Origin of the sequence: Streptomyces cinnamoneus, from assembly GCF_014650495.1 — a bacterium.
Taxonomy (GTDB): Bacteria; Actinomycetota; Actinomycetes; order Streptomycetales; family Streptomycetaceae; genus Streptomyces; species Streptomyces cinnamoneus.
Genome location: NZ_BMVB01000004.1, coordinates 346,941 through 363,740, shown reverse-complemented (window position 1 = coordinate 363,740; position 16,800 = coordinate 346,941). Strand labels below are relative to the sequence as shown.

At 71.4% G+C, this 16,800-nt stretch carries 12 protein-coding genes and 1 pseudogene; 6 read left to right on the top strand and 7 right to left on the bottom strand.

Annotated elements, in window-relative coordinates; genetic code table 11:
- Positions 1 to 578: 578 nt before the first annotated feature.
- The 3 genes from IE182_RS08680 to IE182_RS08670 form a co-directional block, all read right to left on the bottom strand.
- Entirely contained in the window at positions 579 to 1,202 is a 624-nt protein-coding gene (locus IE182_RS08680) for a pyridoxamine 5'-phosphate oxidase family protein (protein WP_190109077.1), read from the bottom strand.
- 41 nt (positions 1,203 to 1,243) lie between these two features.
- Positions 1,244 to 2,332 (bottom strand): globin domain-containing protein, encoded by a 1,089-nt coding sequence (locus tag IE182_RS08675; protein ID WP_229844664.1) that lies wholly within the window; start codon positions 2,330 to 2,332, stop codon positions 1,244 to 1,246.
- Between the two features lie 531 nt (positions 2,333 to 2,863).
- Entirely contained in the window at positions 2,864 to 3,448 is a 585-nt protein-coding gene (locus IE182_RS08670) for a 50S ribosomal protein L25/general stress protein Ctc (RefSeq protein WP_190109075.1), read from the bottom strand.
- A 329-nt stretch (positions 3,449 to 3,777) separates the two neighbouring features.
- Between IE182_RS08670 and IE182_RS08665 the strand changes: the two genes are divergently transcribed.
- Together IE182_RS08665 and IE182_RS08660 are read left to right on the top strand one after the other, a co-directional pair.
- The gene (locus IE182_RS08665; protein WP_190109074.1) at positions 3,778 to 4,506 is read left to right on the top strand and encodes a hypothetical protein; all 729 of its coding nucleotides are present in this window, start codon (positions 3,778 to 3,780) and stop codon (positions 4,504 to 4,506) included.
- A 19-nt stretch (positions 4,507 to 4,525) separates the two neighbouring features.
- Positions 4,526 to 5,179, top strand: a pseudogene (locus IE182_RS08660) (class F sortase); the annotation flags it as partial.
- A 139-nt stretch (positions 5,180 to 5,318) separates the two neighbouring features.
- On the opposite strand, the gene IE182_RS08655 reads toward IE182_RS08660, so the two are convergent.
- Positions 5,319 to 5,909, bottom strand: a complete 591-nt coding sequence (locus IE182_RS08655; RefSeq protein WP_190109072.1) for a DUF4291 domain-containing protein — start codon at positions 5,907 to 5,909, stop codon at positions 5,319 to 5,321.
- A 75-nt stretch (positions 5,910 to 5,984) separates the two neighbouring features.
- On the bottom strand, positions 5,985 to 6,665 hold the full coding sequence (locus IE182_RS08650; RefSeq protein ID WP_190109071.1) for a nucleotidyltransferase domain-containing protein: 681 nt from the start codon (positions 6,663 to 6,665) through the stop codon (positions 5,985 to 5,987).
- Between the two features lie 116 nt (positions 6,666 to 6,781).
- Between IE182_RS08650 and IE182_RS08645 the strand changes: the two genes are divergently transcribed.
- Positions 6,782 to 7,168 (top strand): DUF779 domain-containing protein, encoded by a 387-nt coding sequence (locus IE182_RS08645; RefSeq protein ID WP_190109070.1) that lies wholly within the window; start codon positions 6,782 to 6,784, stop codon positions 7,166 to 7,168.
- A gap of 15 nt (positions 7,169 to 7,183) precedes the next feature.
- Here the strand turns inward: IE182_RS08645 and IE182_RS08640 are convergent, their stop codons facing one another.
- On the bottom strand, positions 7,184 to 9,364 hold the full coding sequence (locus IE182_RS08640; protein ID WP_190109170.1) for a putative bifunctional diguanylate cyclase/phosphodiesterase: 2,181 nt from the start codon (positions 9,362 to 9,364) through the stop codon (positions 7,184 to 7,186).
- Between the two features lie 507 nt (positions 9,365 to 9,871).
- Positions 9,872 to 11,242 carry a C39 family peptidase gene (locus IE182_RS08635; RefSeq protein WP_190109069.1) on the bottom strand — a complete coding sequence of 457 codons (1,371 nt, stop codon included), beginning with the start codon at positions 11,240 to 11,242 and terminating at the stop codon, positions 9,872 to 9,874.
- Between the two features lie 209 nt (positions 11,243 to 11,451).
- On the opposite strand from IE182_RS08635, the gene IE182_RS08630 reads away from it, so the two are divergent.
- From IE182_RS08630 to IE182_RS08620, 3 genes are all read left to right on the top strand, one after another.
- Positions 11,452 to 12,024: a uridine kinase family protein gene (locus tag IE182_RS08630; protein ID WP_190109169.1), complete on the top strand. Its 573-nt coding sequence runs from the start codon at positions 11,452 to 11,454 to the stop codon at positions 12,022 to 12,024.
- Between the two features lie 532 nt (positions 12,025 to 12,556).
- Positions 12,557 to 14,494, top strand: coding sequence for an AAA family ATPase (locus IE182_RS08625; protein WP_190109068.1), 1,938 nt, complete (start codon positions 12,557 to 12,559; stop codon positions 14,492 to 14,494).
- A 213-nt stretch (positions 14,495 to 14,707) separates the two neighbouring features.
- Entirely contained in the window at positions 14,708 to 16,798 is a 2,091-nt protein-coding gene (locus IE182_RS08620; protein ID WP_308432089.1) for an NACHT domain-containing protein, read from the top strand.
- Positions 16,799 to 16,800 lie beyond the last annotated feature (2 nt).

Below are 16,800 nucleotides of genomic sequence, written 5' to 3'. Positions count from 1 at the left end.
GGCGGGGTGGTCACCGACCCGACGGTCCGGCGAGGAGCGCCCGGTGTCCGCCGTCGCTGGGAGGCGACGTGCACGTGCAGACGGGTGGGGGTGGCGGAGGCGTGGCGCGGCGGGCCGAAGACGTGTTGGCCATGCAGCGTGTGGTGCGCGAGGACGGTACGCGGTCGCTCCTGCGCTGGCTGTCCTCGCGTGCCGGCCGGACCTGGAGCTCCCCCCCTCGGGCGGCCGCGGCCGCCTGGGCGGCAGACGTGCGACCAGCCCCTCCTGGCCCTGGCCGGGCGCGCGGCCTCGGTGCCCGTCCCCGGGCTCCCGCAGAGCCACCCTGCGGATGGGGGTGGGCACTCGCTCGATGAGCTTCTGACGCGTCCGGCGGCGATGGCGGCATGGGCACACCGGCGGCTCCACCCCGATCCGTACCGGCCCCGCCCCCTCTGGACGAACTCGACCGGACGCTCACCGCCTATCCCTGCGATGACGGACGGATCGGCCCGACCGCCACCGCCACGCGCAAGGACATGCACCTGCAACGATCAGCAGTGGTGATCCCGGGGCAGCCCCTTCGCGGGGCTGCCCCGCTGTCATGGGCCGGTGAACGTCTCGACGGCCTCCCGGCGCCGGGCGGTGAAATAGTCCGAGTCCTGGGGGCGGCCCGCGTCGCGGCCGGTGGGGCGGGGGGCCGGTTCCAGGTGGGGTATGTACTTGGAGCAGTGGATGTATGCCTCCTCGACGGCGAGGTGGACCCACATTTCGGGACCGCGCCCGGGTGCGACGTCCGTGGGCAGGCCGGGATGGATGCGGCGCAGGTCCGCGTCGTGGTAGAGGTGGGCCACGCCGTTGACGTGGAGCCCCACGTGATGGTGGGTGAAGTCCACGAAGAGCATGCCGAGGTGCGGATTCTCGATCATGTTGCCGGCGCTGGCCAGCACACCGTTCCCGCGGAACTCGGGGTAGGCCAGCGTGTGGGCGTCGATCACGTGGACGAATCCCGGGGGGCCGGCCCGGAAGCTGGCGTCGCATTCCCCGTGGGAGTCGGCGGTGGCCAGGAAGACCATGGCCTGGCGGCCGATGAAGTCCTGCATCTCGGGTGTGAGGTGGCGGCGCACCTGCTGGTCGTAGAACCGGGCGGCGCGGTCGGCGGTGCCGAGGTGCTGCTGCAGCTGGTGTTCACCTGCTGAGCCGAATGACGGCGGAGGCACGGTCAAGAGGGCTTCTCCTGGCGGGACGGATGAGGGGGTGCGGCAGCTCAGGGAGCGGAGAGGACGGGAGTCTCGAACGGGTCGTGGTGGATGCGGTCGGGCCGGGTGCCGTGGAGGGCGAGCGTCTCCCTGGCGGAGGCCACCATCTGGGCCGGGCCGCTGAGAAAGACGTCGTGCTCGTACCACGGCCCGTACTCGGCCAGGACCTGCGGCAGGGATCCGCGGATTCCGGGAATGTGCTCGTCGGAGATCGCTGCCTTCATGGTCAGCCAGTGGTGCCGTTGGGCCATGCGGAGCATGTCGTCGACCCCGTACAGCTCGGCCCCGGTGCGGGCGCCGAGGAACAGGGCCACTTGGTGGTGTCCCCCGCGGCGGGCGACCTCTTCGATGAGTGCGCGGATCGGGGCGAGCCCGGTGCCGCCGGCCACGAAGAGCAGATCGCCGTGGTCGGCCGCGTCCAGGACCATGTCGCCCATCGGGGGGCCCAGCCGGAGCACGTCGCCCACCGCCGCCCGCTGCACCAGTGCACCGCTGACCGAGCCGCCGGGCACCGCGCGCACGTGAAAGGTGAGCGTGCCGTCCTCACGGGGCGCATTGGCGACGGAGTAGTAGCGCCACCGCTTCGGCCACCACGGGGTCTCGACGCTCACGTACTGGCCTGCGGCGTACTCGTAGGCCATATGGGGACGTACGGTGATCTCGGCGATGCCGTGACCGCGCGAGACGCGGTGCACCACCGTGGCCGGCCACGAGGCGGGCCGTACCGCCTCGTCCTCCTCGGCCGCACTGATCATGACCTGGGCGACCGTGCCGTACGCCTTCGTCCAGGCGGCGGCGATCTCCGGGGTCCACGCGGAGCCGGCGAACCGGGCCAGAGTGGCGAGGAGGCACTCGCCCACGGCCGGGAAGTGCGCGGCGAGGGTGCCGAACTTGCGGTGATCGCGGCCGAGGTGTCCGCAGAAGCGGACGAGGTTCTCGGGGTCGTCGGCCAGATCCACGATGCGCAGCAGCGAGCGCAGGAGGCGATCGCGCTGGGTGTCCATCCCCTGCGGGAACATCGGACGGACCTCGGGGTAACGGGCGAAGAGAATGGCGTAGAAGTAGACCGTGATCTCCCCCGCAAAGGGCTCGACCACCGACAGGGAAGCCCTGATGAGGGCTATCTCGTGGTCCGACAGGGGCGCTTCGGCGGTCTCCGGCTCTTCGGTGTGTACGGCCTGGGCAGGTACCGGTTCTTCCGGATACCGGGGCGCCGGTGTGCTGCTGGAACGACCGATCCGGAACCTCAAGGGGTCAGCGCTCTTCCATCCGCCGTTCGGCACGGCTTTCGCCGGACATAGCACGAAGCGACCCATTCAGAAGGAGCGGCATGGGAGTCGAACGGAGCCATCATGAGTCCTCACCGGCGTGCGGGGGCGAAGAAGCGGACGGAGCGCTTCCGGATGCCCCACGATCCTCAAGGAGGCTCACGAAGGGGGGAAGGGACGCATCCACTAGAACTCGGACCACGTTCTTGTGGGAATCTCGCTGGCCAGGCCCGACGGGTGTGGCGATTTGAGGCATATAAGGGGACGCACGACGGCCGCCGCCCCCGCTCCTGGAGGGGACGACGGCTGGGGACACTACGCGCCCCCTACGTGCCTACGCGTCCTGGGTGCCTACGCGCCCTACGCGTCCGTGGCCTCGTCGGCGTCGGGGTCGCCGGCGGCCTCCGCCTGGGCCGCGACGATCTGCAGCACCGCCGCCTCCCCGTCGATCGCCAGCGACACACCGGGCGGAAGCACGATGTCCGCCGCGCGCACGGTGTGGCCGATGTCCAGGTCCTGCACGGAGACGGTGACCGATTCGGGTATGTGGGTGGCCTCGGCCTCCACCGGCAGGGCGTTCAGGATGTGCTCCAGGATGTTGCCGCCCGGTGCCAGCACGCCCTCGGTGTGGATCGGCAGCTCGACGGTGACCCTTTCGCCCTTCGCCACGGCCAGCAGGTCGACGTGGATCAGGAAGCCCTTGAGCGGGTCGCGCTGCACGGCCTTGGGGATGACCAGTTCGCTCGTGTCGTCGACGGTCAGGTTGATCAGGGCGTTCGGGGTCTTCAGGGCCATCATCAGCGCATGGCCCTCGACCGCCACGTGTTTCGGTTCGGCGCCGTGCCCGTAGACGACAGCCGGCACTTTGTGCTCCCGTCGCATACGACGGGCAGCGCCCTTGCCGAACTCGGTCCGCAGCTCGGCGGCGAGCTTCACCTCAGCCATTCCTGCACTCCTCGCACAACTCGTGGATCGATGCCGGACATTCGCCGCCCGGCCCACGACGGGTCTCTCGCGAACAGCACGAGGAGCGCGCCGATCACGGAGCCGCCCCACCTCGTGACAGCGGTGCGACTCCCTCGCCGAGCAACCCGGTCAGCGTAGCCACAGCCCCTGCCCCCGCATCAAGACCCCCGCACGGCCTGCGAAGGCCACAGATCCCGGCTCCGCCACCCGTCCGGCCGGAATCCCTTACCGAATGGAGCAATACGACTACCCTGCGGATGCTCCTCCCGGATTGCCGGGTGAACCTCGGAGGCAAGGAGGTACACCCCGTGAAATCAATCCGCACCGCACTCTGCGGCACCCTGACGGCTGTTGCCGTCTGCGCGGCCCCGGCCGCCTACGCGCTCAACGACCCGACCGCCAAGTCCGGAACCGTCGAGCTGTCCACCCCGAAGGCCGCCGACAGCCGTCTCGCCACCACGCATGACGACGACGACTGCGACGACGACGACCACGGCCGCAAGCACCACGGTCGGGACCACAACCGTCACGACGACGACTGCGACGACGACGACCACGGCCGCGACCACGACAAGGGCCGTGACCACAACCGTCACGACGACGACTGTGACGACGACGACCACGGCCGCGACGACCACGACGGTCGCAAGCACGAGGGCCGGGACGACGAGGACCACGGCCGCGACCACCACAAGGGTCGTGACGACGACCACGGCCGCGACCACGAAAAGGGCCACGACAAGGGCCACGACGAGGACCACGGTCGTGAGGACCACGGTCGCGAGCACCACAAGGGCCATGACGGCAACCACGGCCGTGAGCACCACGACGGTGGCCGCGAACACCACGACGGTGGCCGCGAGCACCACGGACGGCCGAGTCACCACGCCCACGCGGGTGGTGGCGCCACGGCCGAGATGGCCGCAGCCGAGTCCTCGGCCGTCGGCACCCCGGCCCTCGCCTTCGCAGGCGCCACCGCGGGTATCGCCGGTGGGCTGATCTGGTACCGCCGTCGCGCCAACGCGGCCAAGCAGTGACAGAAAGCGGACCGGCGATATGTCAGAGGTGCGCACAGGCGGTTCCGCCCGTCTGCTGACAAGGACGGCCTGGCTGACGTTGATCCTGGCCCTGTGGCTACTGGGCAACGGCGTCGCGAAGGAGCCCATAGCCACGGCTCCCAAGACCGGCGACGTGGCCGCTGCAGGCCGTCCTCCCGCGCACAGCCTGCCCCCGGCACACGAACCGTTGCCGGGGGCAGGCCCCCAGCGTCTGGTCATCAAGGCGATGGGGGTCCGCGCCCCGATCGAGGGGCACGGACTGGACTCCCTGGGCGGCGTCGAGCCGCCCCCGTACGAGCGGCCCAACTCCGTGGCCTGGTACCAGGACGGGCCCGAGCCCGGCAGCAGCGGTGCCGCCGTGCTCGTCGGCCATGTGGACACCAAGCAGTCACCGGCCGTCTTCTACGAACTCAGCAACATCAAACGCGGCGAGAAGGTCGACGTCGTCCGCGCCGACGGCTCCGTCGCCGAGTTCACCGTGGAGAGCGTCACCGTCGTCGCCAACAAGCACTTCGACGTCGACAAGGTCTACGGATCCCCCTACGGGAAACGCGCCGAGCTGCGCCTGATCACCTGTGGCGGGGACTACGACCACGCTCGGCACACGTACACCGCCAACGTCGTGGTATCCGCCTATCTGACGGGCGTCGGTGCAGCGCCGCCCGGCAGCGGAACCAGGGGAAACGGAAGGGGCGGAGGCAGCGGAAACGGGAACAGTGGCGACGGCGGCGACGGTCGCTCCTCCGACGAGTCCTCGGACACGTCCGGCGCCGATGCCTGACCCTTCCCCCTCACAGACGGATGTGCGCCATCTCGTCCGCGAGGGGGTACGGGCGTTCCTGCGGCAGCAGCGCGGCCGCTTCGCCGGTCGCGCCCTCCGCCACCAGCCGGCGGATGCGTGCCGCCAGCGGTGTCACGTCCGTGATGGCGACCGTCCACTCGTCCGCGTAGCGCCGGGACGCCTCGCCGGAGAGCCCCAGTTGCAGCGAGCGGTGGGGCAGCGGCTTCAGGTGCAGGTCGCGCTCGGGGTCCCACTGGACCCGGGCCGGGGCGGCCTTGAGCTGCTTCTTCCAGGCGGCCGGGTCGGGGTGGACGCCGCGCTCGTAGTGGGACAGGCAGGCGTTGCGCAGCGCCCACTCGAAGCCCTCGCGGCTGATCTCGACGGCCAGGACGGTCTCCTGGCCCTCCTTCGTGCCCCAGCCGCAGCGGTACATCATCCACAGGAACGAGGGCTTGATCCAGGTCATGCGGTCCCGCTTCCAGGCGGCCGGGAAGCGGCCGTCGCGCGCCGCGGGCAGGCCGATCCGCGGGTCGTACGCCTGGTAGACGGTCACGGTGGACGCGGTGTGGAGGGCCCGGATCCGGTGGTTCGGTTCGTTCACCACGACAGAATGGGCCGGCCCGGCAGGATGTGCCACTGGATATCCGTGCCCCCGGGGCGACGGCCCCGCCCCCCGTCACAGTGCCCGGCGGCGCACCGAGACCAGCCAGTCCTCCACCCGTTCCGCGTCCGGGCTCTCGGGCAGGGGGCTGCCGGCCGCCGCCCGGTCGAGGCGGTCGCCGAGCCGGTCGCACCAGGCGCCCACCTCCTCCCACGGCAGTTCGCCCCGGCGCACCGCCAGCAGGCGGTCGCGGTGCTCCCCGACGCCGGTCTGCAGGACGCCGGTCTCCAGCAGGGCGGCGCCGCTGATCAGCAGGCGCAGCATGTGCATCACCGGCTTCCAGCGGGGCTCGCCGTCGCGCTCCCTGCGGGCCTGGGCCCTGGCGAGCTGCGACTGGGCGTAGCGCCCGAAGGTCTGGTGGACGCGGCGGGAGAGGAAGGCCGGGGCCAGCTCGCGCAGTTCGGTGCCGAGCGGGGTGCAGCGTTCCACCAGGGGGCTGTGCAGGACCTCCAGGAGGTTCGGGTTGCCCTTCAGGGCGAGCTCGCAGAACCGCTCGGCCTCCCAGCTGAACTGCTCGGGCAGCGGGCCCTCCACGTGGGCCGGCGGCTTGGTCATGCGCCAGAACGCCGCGGTGGGCGCGACGTACACGCCCCGCCGGTCGGTGTCCGACGCGGCGGTCTCCAGCCCGAAGGCCCGCGATCCGGCGACCACGGACAGGATGGCGTGCTGTTCGACCAGGTGTTCCCACTGCGACATGCGGCCATTCTCCCCCTGGTGATCAGCTCGGGGCACGCGTCAGGCTGTCGTCCCCGGTACATCCAGCACATCGAGGAGGAATATTCCATGATCCCGCACTTATCCGGACACCCCTCATGAGCGAGTACGTCTCCCGCATCGCCCTGACGCCCGCCGCCGCCCGGCTGGTCCGCGACCTCCACGCGAAGCACGGGCCGCTGATGTTCCACCAGTCGGGCGGCTGCTGCGACGGAAGCTCGCCCATGTGCTACCCGCGGGGTGAGTTCCGCACGGGCGGCTCCGACGTCCTGCTGGCCGAGCTGACCGTCGAAGGAGTGGCCGAGCCGGTCGGTTTCTGGATGTCGGCCGATCAGTTCGAGCGGTGGCGCCACACCCACCTGACGGTGGACGTGGTGCCGGGCCGCGGCAGCGGCTTCTCGCTCGAAGCACCCGAGGGGGTGCGCTTCCTGATCCGCTCACGGCTGCTGACCGATCACGAGGCACGCCTGCTCGACGCGTACTGACCCGTCGGACACGCCCTAGGACGCCGCGTCCACCAACGAGAGGGTGTGCAGGCGCTCCGGCGGGCCGGGCCGGGCGTAGTACCAGCCCTGTGCCGTGTCGCAGCCCAGCAGACGCAGGTGATCGGCCTGCGTGCCCGTCTCCACGCCCTCGACCGTGACCGACAGGTCGAGGGTGTGGGCCAGGGAGACGATGCCCTCGACGATCTTCACGTCGACGGGGTCGGCCGGCGCGCACTGCATGCCGCGCGTGAAGGACCGGTCGAGCTTGAGGGTGCTGACCGGCAGCCGGCGCAGGTACGACAGGTTCGAGTAGCCCGTGCCGAAGTCGTCGAGGGCGATGTCCACGCCCAGGTCGGCGAGTTGGCGCAGCGGGCGCAGTTCCTCCTCGTCGGCGCCGATGAGGGCGTTCTCGGTGACCTCCAGGCACAGGGCGGAGGGGTCGAGGCCCACGTCGCGCAGGACGGAGACGGTGTCGGCGACCAGGGCCGGGTAGCGCAGCTGGGAGGGCGAGAGGTTGACGTTGACGCGCAGGGGTGCGGACGCGTCGCCCTCGCTGCGCCAGGAACGGGCCTGGCGGGCGGCCTCCTCAAGGACCCACCGGCCGAGCGGCACGATCAGGCCCGTGCTCTCGGCGAGGGGGATGAACTGGTCCGGCCCCAGCACCCCGTGCACCGGGTGCAGCCAGCGGACGAGGGCTTCCGCTCCGCGTACCGTGCCGTCGTCCAGCCGGACGAGGGGCTGGTACTCGATGAAGAACTCGCCCTTGTCGAACGCGCCGGGCAGGCAGTTGGTGAGGCTGTGCCGGGCGATGACGCGGGCGTCGGAGTCGGCGTCGGCGAGCTCGTAGCGGTTGCCGCCGGCGGCCTTGGCCCGGTACATGGTGATGTCGGCGCTGCGCAGCACCTCCTCCGCGCCGAGCTCGCCGGCCGGCCCGTCGACGACGCCGATGCTGGCGCGGACGGACAGGTCCCGGCCGTCGAGGCGTACCGGCTCGGCGAGGGCGGAGAGCATGCGGCGGGCGAGGGCGGTCACGTCGCCCGCGGCCGAGGGGCCGGTGGTCAGGGCGACGAACTCGTCGCCGCCGAGGCGGGCGACGAGTTCGTGGGGGCCGCTCGCGCAGGCGCGCAGCCGTTCGGCGACGGCGACGAGCAGCCGGTCGCCGACGGCGTGGCCGAGGCTGTCGTTGACGGCCTTGAAGCCGTCGAGGTCGAGGTAGCACAGGCCGAAGCGGGCACCGCCGTCGTGAGTCCCCTCCTCGGCCCGGCCGAGTGCGCCGTCGAGGCGTTCGAAGAAGAGGGTGCGGTTGGGCAGGCCGGTGAGGGCGTCGTGGGTGGCCTCGTAGCGGATGCGCTCGTGCAGCAGCCGGCGTTCGGTGACGTCCTCCAGGACGGCCAGCTGGTACTGGGGCTCGCCGGTCGCGTCCCGCAGGAGGGAGACCGACAGGTCCGTCCACAGGACGCTGCCGTCGCTGCGGTAGAAGGGCTTCTCGACGCGGTAGTGCTCACGGTCGCCGCGGGCCAGTTCGCGGTAGAGGCCCCAGAATTCGAGCGGGTCCTCGGGGTGGACGAACTCGCCGACGTTGCGGCCGTGGACCTTGCGGCCGGGGCTGCGGAACATGCGCATCAGCGCGTCGTTGACGTCCACGATGCGGCCGTCGACGTCGGCGATGCCGACGCCGACGGCGGCACCCTCGAACACCGCGCGGAAGCGGGCCTCGCTGCCGTGCAGGGCCGCTTCCGTCGCGGCCTGCGCGACGGAAGCGGCACGGGAGGCGGTCTCCTGCTCGGCGCGGGTGCGTTCGCCCAGGGCCCGGGCGAAGCCCGCGGCCACCGCGTGCTGCACGCGCGAGCAGCGGGCCCGGCTCTCCTCGGCGGGCATGGGGTGGTCGGGCGGCAGGTAGAGGACGAGGTAGGCGTCGATGACGCCGAGGATCAGCGGCAGGGCGTCGGGGTCGGTGATGTGGGCCCGCACCAGCGCGGCCCCGACCTCGGAGGCCGGGCGGGGGTCGAACGGGCGCGAGTAGAGCACGTCACGGAGTCTGGCGGCGAGCGGCACGAGGCAGCGCTCGAACCGGGCGCGCGTCATGGGGCGCACCATGACGCCCGACGTGGCCGGGTAGAGGGCGCGGCACCAGATCGCGGCGAAGCGGCGCAGCCGGTCGTCCCGGAAGTCGGATGCGGCGTGCGGGACGGCCATGGGGGTACCCACGGCCGTGTCCACGGCGGCATACGAAACCGGGGTGACGGTTTGATCCACGGACAACATTCTGCCACTGGACATTCCGGTCACGGCCGCCACCCCACCCCCGTGAGCCCGGCAAATGCCGGTTCGCCGCCCGCGGCACCGGGATGCACGGCATTCTCGCGCGGGCTCGGCGGCCCCGGATAACCGACCGCGCGGTCGCCGTCCACGGACAGGTCGACGCCCCGGGGGGCCGGGGTGGGACGCTCCATCAGACTGTGTCTCCAGCTCGTCGCAAGGGTGTTGGGCGGAGTGGGGGGCGGGGGAGGTGCCGTGGGGTGTTGACCAGAGGCTACTGATCGTTCGTTCGAATGGAAGCAACAAGCGGACATGGGTCATCCGCATTCGGCCACGCACCGCCCCCGCCTCCTGCGAGGTCCCCTCCCCCACTGTCCGAAACGCGCTCGCGACGTGAGATGCATCTCCTCCCTTCCCGCGCCCCTCCTCCCGGGCGCGCGCCCCTCAGCGCACCCCCACCGACGCCAGGGCGCGTGCCTGACGTGTCGTCGGGCGGAGGGGGAAGTAGAGGTAGCAGATGCCTCCGGTGCCGCTCCTGACCTGTCCCTGGGCGTTGTACCGCTTGGTCCTGAGCCAGATGTTCTCGAACTGCCGCCGCTTGTAGATCCGTTCGACGGCCGCGTTCGACGGACTGGCCGGGTCGTTGGCGATCACGTCGCCGTCCCCGGTGAAGCCGACGACGCACATCAGGTGGCCGGCCGTGCCGTAGCCGGCGCCGTCGAGCTCGGTGGCGAGGAAGGACTGGGAGGTGATGAGCGGGATCCCGGCGCGCACCAGCCGCTCGGCGTCGTTGAGGGAGCGCAGCCGGGTGACCACGCCCTGCAGGTCCTGGTAGGTGGCCGCGTAGGCCGCGTTGAAGGGCCAGTTGCCGCAGCCCTTGTACTGGTAGTCGTAGGTGTGGCGGGCGGCGTGGCAGACCTGTGGGTCGGCGTACGCGGGATCGACCCAGGCGAGGTCCTCGCGGCTGGGGCCGCGGCCCCAGTACTCGATGACCATCGTCGAGGAGGTGGGACTGCACCACGCCTCACCGCCGTTGTCGTACTCGGGGTACTGGCCCCGGTGGATCTCCTGCGAGTGGCGCGGCACCCGCAGCGCGTGGCCCGCCCCCTCCCCCGGCCTCGACGCGGGCACCGTGAAGCGGTCGGGGATGTCCGAGGCCATCGCGCCCACGCGCCAGACGGTGGGGGTGCGGGAGGTGCCGGGCCGGCGGTGGAGGGTGAGCCGCAGCTCGTAGGAGGCCAGGCGGAGTCCGCCGGACGGGTCGTCGACGGCCAGCGTGTCGGTGGAGACGCTGCTCTTCTTGTCGCCCTGCCCGTCGACGCAGGTGCGGCGGATGTCGCCGGCCCCGTCGCCGGACGTCCAGCGGCCCATCACGTACCAGGGGCTGTGCGTGCGGTCGGTGTAGGCGGCGCGCAGCTCCGCCTGCAGCCAGGTGCCGGCGGGGGTGCGGGCGTTCCAGGAGACGACGATCTCGCTCGCGGGCTCCGGCAGGACGTGGACCGGGGAGTGCCAGGTGGCGTACTCCCAGCGGGCCGTGGTGCCGGTGTGCGGGTCGGTGTACTCGACGGTACCGAGGGGGCGGTCGAGGACCAGCCCGGGACGGGCGCCGCCGAGGACCCTGGTGCCGGCGCCCCTGCCGCCGGCCCACTGGGGAAAGGTGGTCCAGGCCCGGTAGTCGACGCTGCCGTCCGGGCGGCCGGGCCCGCCGCGCGGGGCCGCGGACGCGGAGGCCACCGACGACAGGGGCGCGGCGGCCGCCGTGACGGCGAGGGCTGCGGCGAGCACGGCGCGCCGGGGTGTGGATCTGCTGGACATGACGGTGGTCCCCCAGTCGTGGGTGTGGGGCTGCGGGTGCGCTCCGGCCGGTCCGGGCCGGACCACTATCGCCGCTCGGACGGTCCAGACCAGTGATTCCCGCGCGGCGCGCCCTCAATGCGGGGCGGGGCACGGGCCGGTCCTAGGGTGGTCCGGTGAACGATCAATTCAGCCATGACCCGGGGGAGGCGGCCGCCTCCCCCGGCGGCCTGGACGCCCTCGCCCGCCGGCTCCGGGCGCTGCCCCCCTCGGTCGGGCCGGTCCGGCTCGTGGCCGTGGACGGCCATGCGGGCTCCGGGAAGACCACGTTCGCCGGGCGGCTGGCGGCGGCGCTGGGCGGCGCGCCCGTACTGCACCTGGACGACCTGGCCACGCACGAGGAGCTGTTCGAGTGGACCGGGCGGCTGCGGGAGTGGGTGCTCGGTCCGTTCTCCCGGGGAGAGGCCGCGCGGTACCGGGCGTACGACTGGGTGGCGAGGAGCTTCTCGGCGGAACGGGCGCTGGAGGCCGCGCCCGTGGTGCTGGTGGAGGGCGTCGGCGCGGGGCGGAGCGCGCTACGCCCCTACCTCGCCTGCCTGTTGTGGATGGAGTTGACGGATGAGGGCTCCTGGGAAAGGGGTCAACTCCGCGACGGCCCCGGACTGACCGAATTCTGGGACGGCTGGAAGCGAGCGGAGCGCGCACATTTCACAACCGACCCCTCACGCCCGTACGCGGAACTCCTGGTACTGCAGGGGAAAGAGGGATATGTGTTGCTGCCGGGGCAGCAGAAAACCAACTGATTCGCGGCCGCCGTCACGCTCCGTGCCCACCCCCGGCCGGGCCGGTCCCCGGCTGCGCACGTTCCCCGCCGACTGCCCCAACTCGGCTTGACCCAGGGGGCGTACAGGACTTACGTTCTCAATGTGCGGCTGAGACAAGCCGCTTGCAGACGCGAAGCCCCCGGTTGTTCCCCCGTGATCGGGGGCTTCGTACTGCGCCGGGTGCTGCGTTTTGCGCCCTTTGTTCCGCCCCACCACCCCACCGCGTCACGCTCGGTGACCACTCTCCGGATCGCTTTCGCGACCGCCCCCGGCTCACGGCGGCGCCGTGATCTGCGCCCCCGCACCCTTCGGCCGACCCCGACCGCGCAGGTACGATGCGAGACGGCGCACCCCATCGGCGGGCAGCTCCCGGGATCTCCCCGGGCACCTCGGCGGGAGGCGTCGGCACGGCCGGCAACTCCCGTCCACAGCACAGCAGTTCGGAAAGGCGCGGCCAAGGCACTCGCCCGGCGGCACGGCACGCTACGGGGGCAGGTTTGTGGGGGACGTGATGGATCTCGGCATGCAGGGCCCGCCCGCCCCGGCCGATCTCGCCTGGCTGCGCGCCGTCGACGCCTACACCATGGGCGCGTACACCGAGGCGGAGAAGGAGTTCCGGACCGCGGTCCGCGTCGACCCCGGGATGGCCGACGCCTGGCTCGGCCTGCACGCGCTGCGCGCCGAGACCACGACCGCGCTGCTGCGCATGTACCGGCACCGCGACCGCTTCGGGGAGCAGCGCCGCCGCCACCGCCGCCCGCTCAACTCCTGGTACTGGCTCGGCTGGTGGGTGCAGCCGGTGCTGGAGAGCGGCCGGGACCTGCTGCTCGCCCACGCCTCGCACTGGCTCGACGGCCGGCACGTCCCGGAGCTCGACCGGGCCCTCGCCGGCTGCCCGCCCGTCGAGACGGACCCCCAGGTGCGCTTCCTGCACGCCTGCCGCGCCTACCTGGTCAAGGACTGGGAACAGCTCGTCGGCCACACCGAGCCGCTCCTGGACGACCCGCTGCTCGGCATCGAGGCGGGGCTCTTCGGCGGCATGGCCCGGGTCCGGCTGGAGATGTACGGGCACGCCGAGCCGCTGCTCGCCGCCGCGCTGATGCGCTGCCGCAGCGAACAGCCGCAGCGCAAGGAGCTGCGCTACTGGCTCGCCCGGGCCCACGAGGGCACGGGCCGCAGCGCCGCCGCGCTCCCCCTCTACCGGGCCGTGCACCGCGTGGACCCCTCGTTCATGGACACCTCGGCGCGGCTCACCGCCATCGCCGACGGGGACGGTCTGGACGACGACCCCGTGGACCTGGCCCCGGCGCCGCTGGGCGGTGCCCTCTTCCCGGAGTCCCCCGATCCGGGCGGCGAGCAGGACGTCCAGGCCGCGTCCGACCCGCTCGACAGCCGCGACGTCCTCACCGGCACCGACCCCGGCGCGGTCCCCGGGCCCGCGTCCCCGGGCAACGCCCCCGCCGAGGCCGACGGCGTGCGCGAGAAGTTCCGCGTGCCGGCCCAGCCCGGTCCCCCGCCGCTGCCCGGCCGCTCCGACCCCGTGCTGCTGGCCGAGGCCCTCGCCGAGCTGGAGCGGATGGTCGGTCTGGAGCCGGTCAAGCGGCAGGTGCGGGCGCTCTCCGCCCAGCTGCACATGGCCCGGCTGCGGGCCGGCCAGGGCCTGCCCGTCCAGCCCCCCAAGCGGCACTTCGTCTTCTCCGGCCCCTCCGGCACGGGCAAGACCACCGTCGCCCGCATCCTCGGCAGGGTCTTCTACGCCCTCGGCCTGCTCGGCGGCGACCACCTGGTCGAGGCGCAGCGGGCCGACCTGGTCGGCGAGTTCCTCGGGCAGACGGCCGTCAAGGCCAACGAGCTGATCGACTCGGCACTGGGCGGGGTGCTCTTCGTCGACGAGGCGTACAGCCTCTCCAACTCCGGCTACAGCAAGGGCGACGCCTACGGCGACGAGGCGCTGCAGGTGCTGCTCAAGCGGGCCGAGGACAACCGCGACCGCCTGGTGGTCATCCTCGCCGGCTACCCCGAGGGCATGGACCGCCTGCTGGCCGCCAACCCCGGCCTGCACTCCCGCTTCACCACCCGCGTGGACTTCCCCAGCTACCGCCCCCTGGAGCTCACCAGCATCGGCGAGGTGCTGGCCGGCGAGAACGGCGACGCCTGGGACGAGGAGGCGCTGGAGGAGCTGCGCAGCATCAGCGGCCACGTCGTCGAGCAGGGCTGGATCGACGAACTCGGCAACGGCCGCTTCCTGCGCACGCTGTACGAGAAGAGCTGCGCGTACCGCGACCTGCGGCTGTCGGGCTACCCCGGCACGCCGACCCGCGAGGACCTCGCGACGCTGCGCCTGCCGGACCTGATGCAGGCGTACGGCGAGGTGCTGTCGGGCCCCGGCTGGGGCTCGCCCCGCGGCCGCCGCGGCGACGCGCGGGATCCGCAGGATCCCGCGCCGTGACGCCGGGTGGAGGGCCGGTACGGCGCGGCCGGCTCGGCGGAGCCCACGGCACCCGTGCCCGCTGGCATGTGCCCGTTCATCCCAATGAGGGAAACGCCGGGGCGGCAGTGCAGGTTTGTGCTTTCCGGCACCGGGCCGAGTGCAGGGCCGTTGCGGTACTCAGTCCTGTCCGGATCTACTTGAGCAGAGCTCTTCTGCTGACAGTATGGGAGCATGCCAAGTCAGCGCTTGTCATGGTGGCGTGTGAGTGTCGCCTGCGTATCTGGGCTTCTGCTCATCGGATCACTCCTCTTCCTTGCCCGGCAAGGGCTCGAACGAGCCGACCAACTCAGCAGCGTCGGCGCACTGATCACCGGTGTACCCATCGGTCTCACGGGGCTCTGGCTGACATGGCAGCAGGGGATACGTGAGCATCGGAACGCTCAGGTTGACGCCGTCGTACAGGCAGATGCCGCTGCCGATGAGTTAGCAGCCCAGGTGCAACGGCTATGGCAGCAGCAAGCCGCCAACCAGGGACTGCACAAGACCGATCCCATGACAGTGCGCTGGTCGACTTCACGCCGACCGTCTGTTTCCGACCACCCGGAAGCCGTCCTCGGCAGTGCGATCGGCGGCCGAGTGATCCGGCTTCGGCTACAGGGGCACCTCAACCAGATCGTCGATGGTTTCCTGTCGCTACCGAAGCGGCGGATGGTGGTGCTCGGGGGCCCTGGCTCCGGGAAGACAGTGTTGACGATCACGTTGACACTCGGTCTTCTCAGCCGCCGGGAACGAGGCGGGCCCGTGCCCGTGCTGCTGTCCATTGGTTCTTGGGACCCGAGGCGCGAGCATCTGCATGACTGGATCGCCGGCAAGCTGGCTCAGGAATACTACGGTGGTCGTGACGAGATCCCACGAAGCTTGATCAAGGCTGAGAAGATTTTGCCGATTCTGGACGGCGTTGACGAAATCCACGTGCAGGCCCACCCCCAAATCCTCGACAGCATCGACCGGGCGACCGCCGGCAACCAGCCTCTCGTCGTCACCTGCCGCTCCGACGACTACGAGGCCCTTACCACCACAACACGTGCGGTCCTCGCAGCTGCCGCCGTAGTGGAGCTCGCCCCCATCACACCCGGCGACGCCGCCGAGTACCTCCGTCGTTCAGCACCACCCGGCGACGCGCGATGGGAGGCCCTCTCCGCCCATCTACGCGGGCGACCGAACGAGCCTCTGGCCAACGTCTTGTCCACTCCGCTGATGGTCTTCCTCACCCGAATGGCGTTTGCCGATACGGCCTCCGAACCGGACCGGCTCACCGACACCGCGCTCTTCCCGACACGGGAGTCCATCGAGAAACACCTCCTCGACGCACTCATCCCGTCGAGGTACCAGAGCCGTCCCACACCGCTCGGCGCCCGCCCCCACCCCTCATGGGAAGTGGAGAAGGTGGAGAGATGGCTGCGATTCCTCGCGCGTCACCTCGACGAAGAACACACACATGATCTGGCCTGGTGGAGGCTGGACCGCGCGGTCCCCCGCTGGGCGCTCGGAACGTTCTTCGGAATCGGAGGAGGTGTGCTGCTGGGCTGGGCGATGGCACAGACATTCGGTGCTGTTGTAGGGGGTGCGGTGGGCGTGGGAGGGGGTTTGGTCTTTGGATTCGGAGGCGAGGTCGTGGAAACGGTATGGGGCCGCAGCATCTCCAGGTCCGAGCACGTTCCCGTCCGCGCTGTGCTTCACAAGGGGGGCCGATTCCGTCTGCTTATGTCCAACTTCGCGGCCGGAACGGCGGGAGGGATCGGCCTCGGTCTCGCCAGCGTGCTGTGGAACCAGTTCGGTGTCTTCTGGGGGCTGCTGGCAGCCGTGGTCGCAGCCGCGGGCGCCGTCGTTCTGGTGACAGGTCTGGCGGACTCGCTGATAGGGCCGGTCCAGACAGCTCTGCTGAGCCCTCGTTCTTTGTTGGTCGGCGACCGGGGCATGGCGGCCTTGAGGTCGGTCGGGCTCAGCCTCGGAGTGGCGCTGGGGATCATCAGCGCAGTCGGCGTCCAGGACGGGCTCGTGATCGCTCTCGGGGCTGCGCTGGTAGCTGCGCTGTCCGGATTCTGTGATACCGCTTGGGGTTTCTTCTTGCTCGTCCGGTGCTGGCTGGCCCTACGACAACGACTCCCCCTACGGCTGATGCGGTTTCTCGAAGACGCCTACGAACGGGGAGTGCTGCGCCAGTTCGGAGCGGTATACCAGTTCCGGCACTCCCGCCTCCAAGAGCACTTTGCAGAGCGCCATGGCATCGGCAGGCGAAGGGGCCCGATACTCCGCCCCTGACG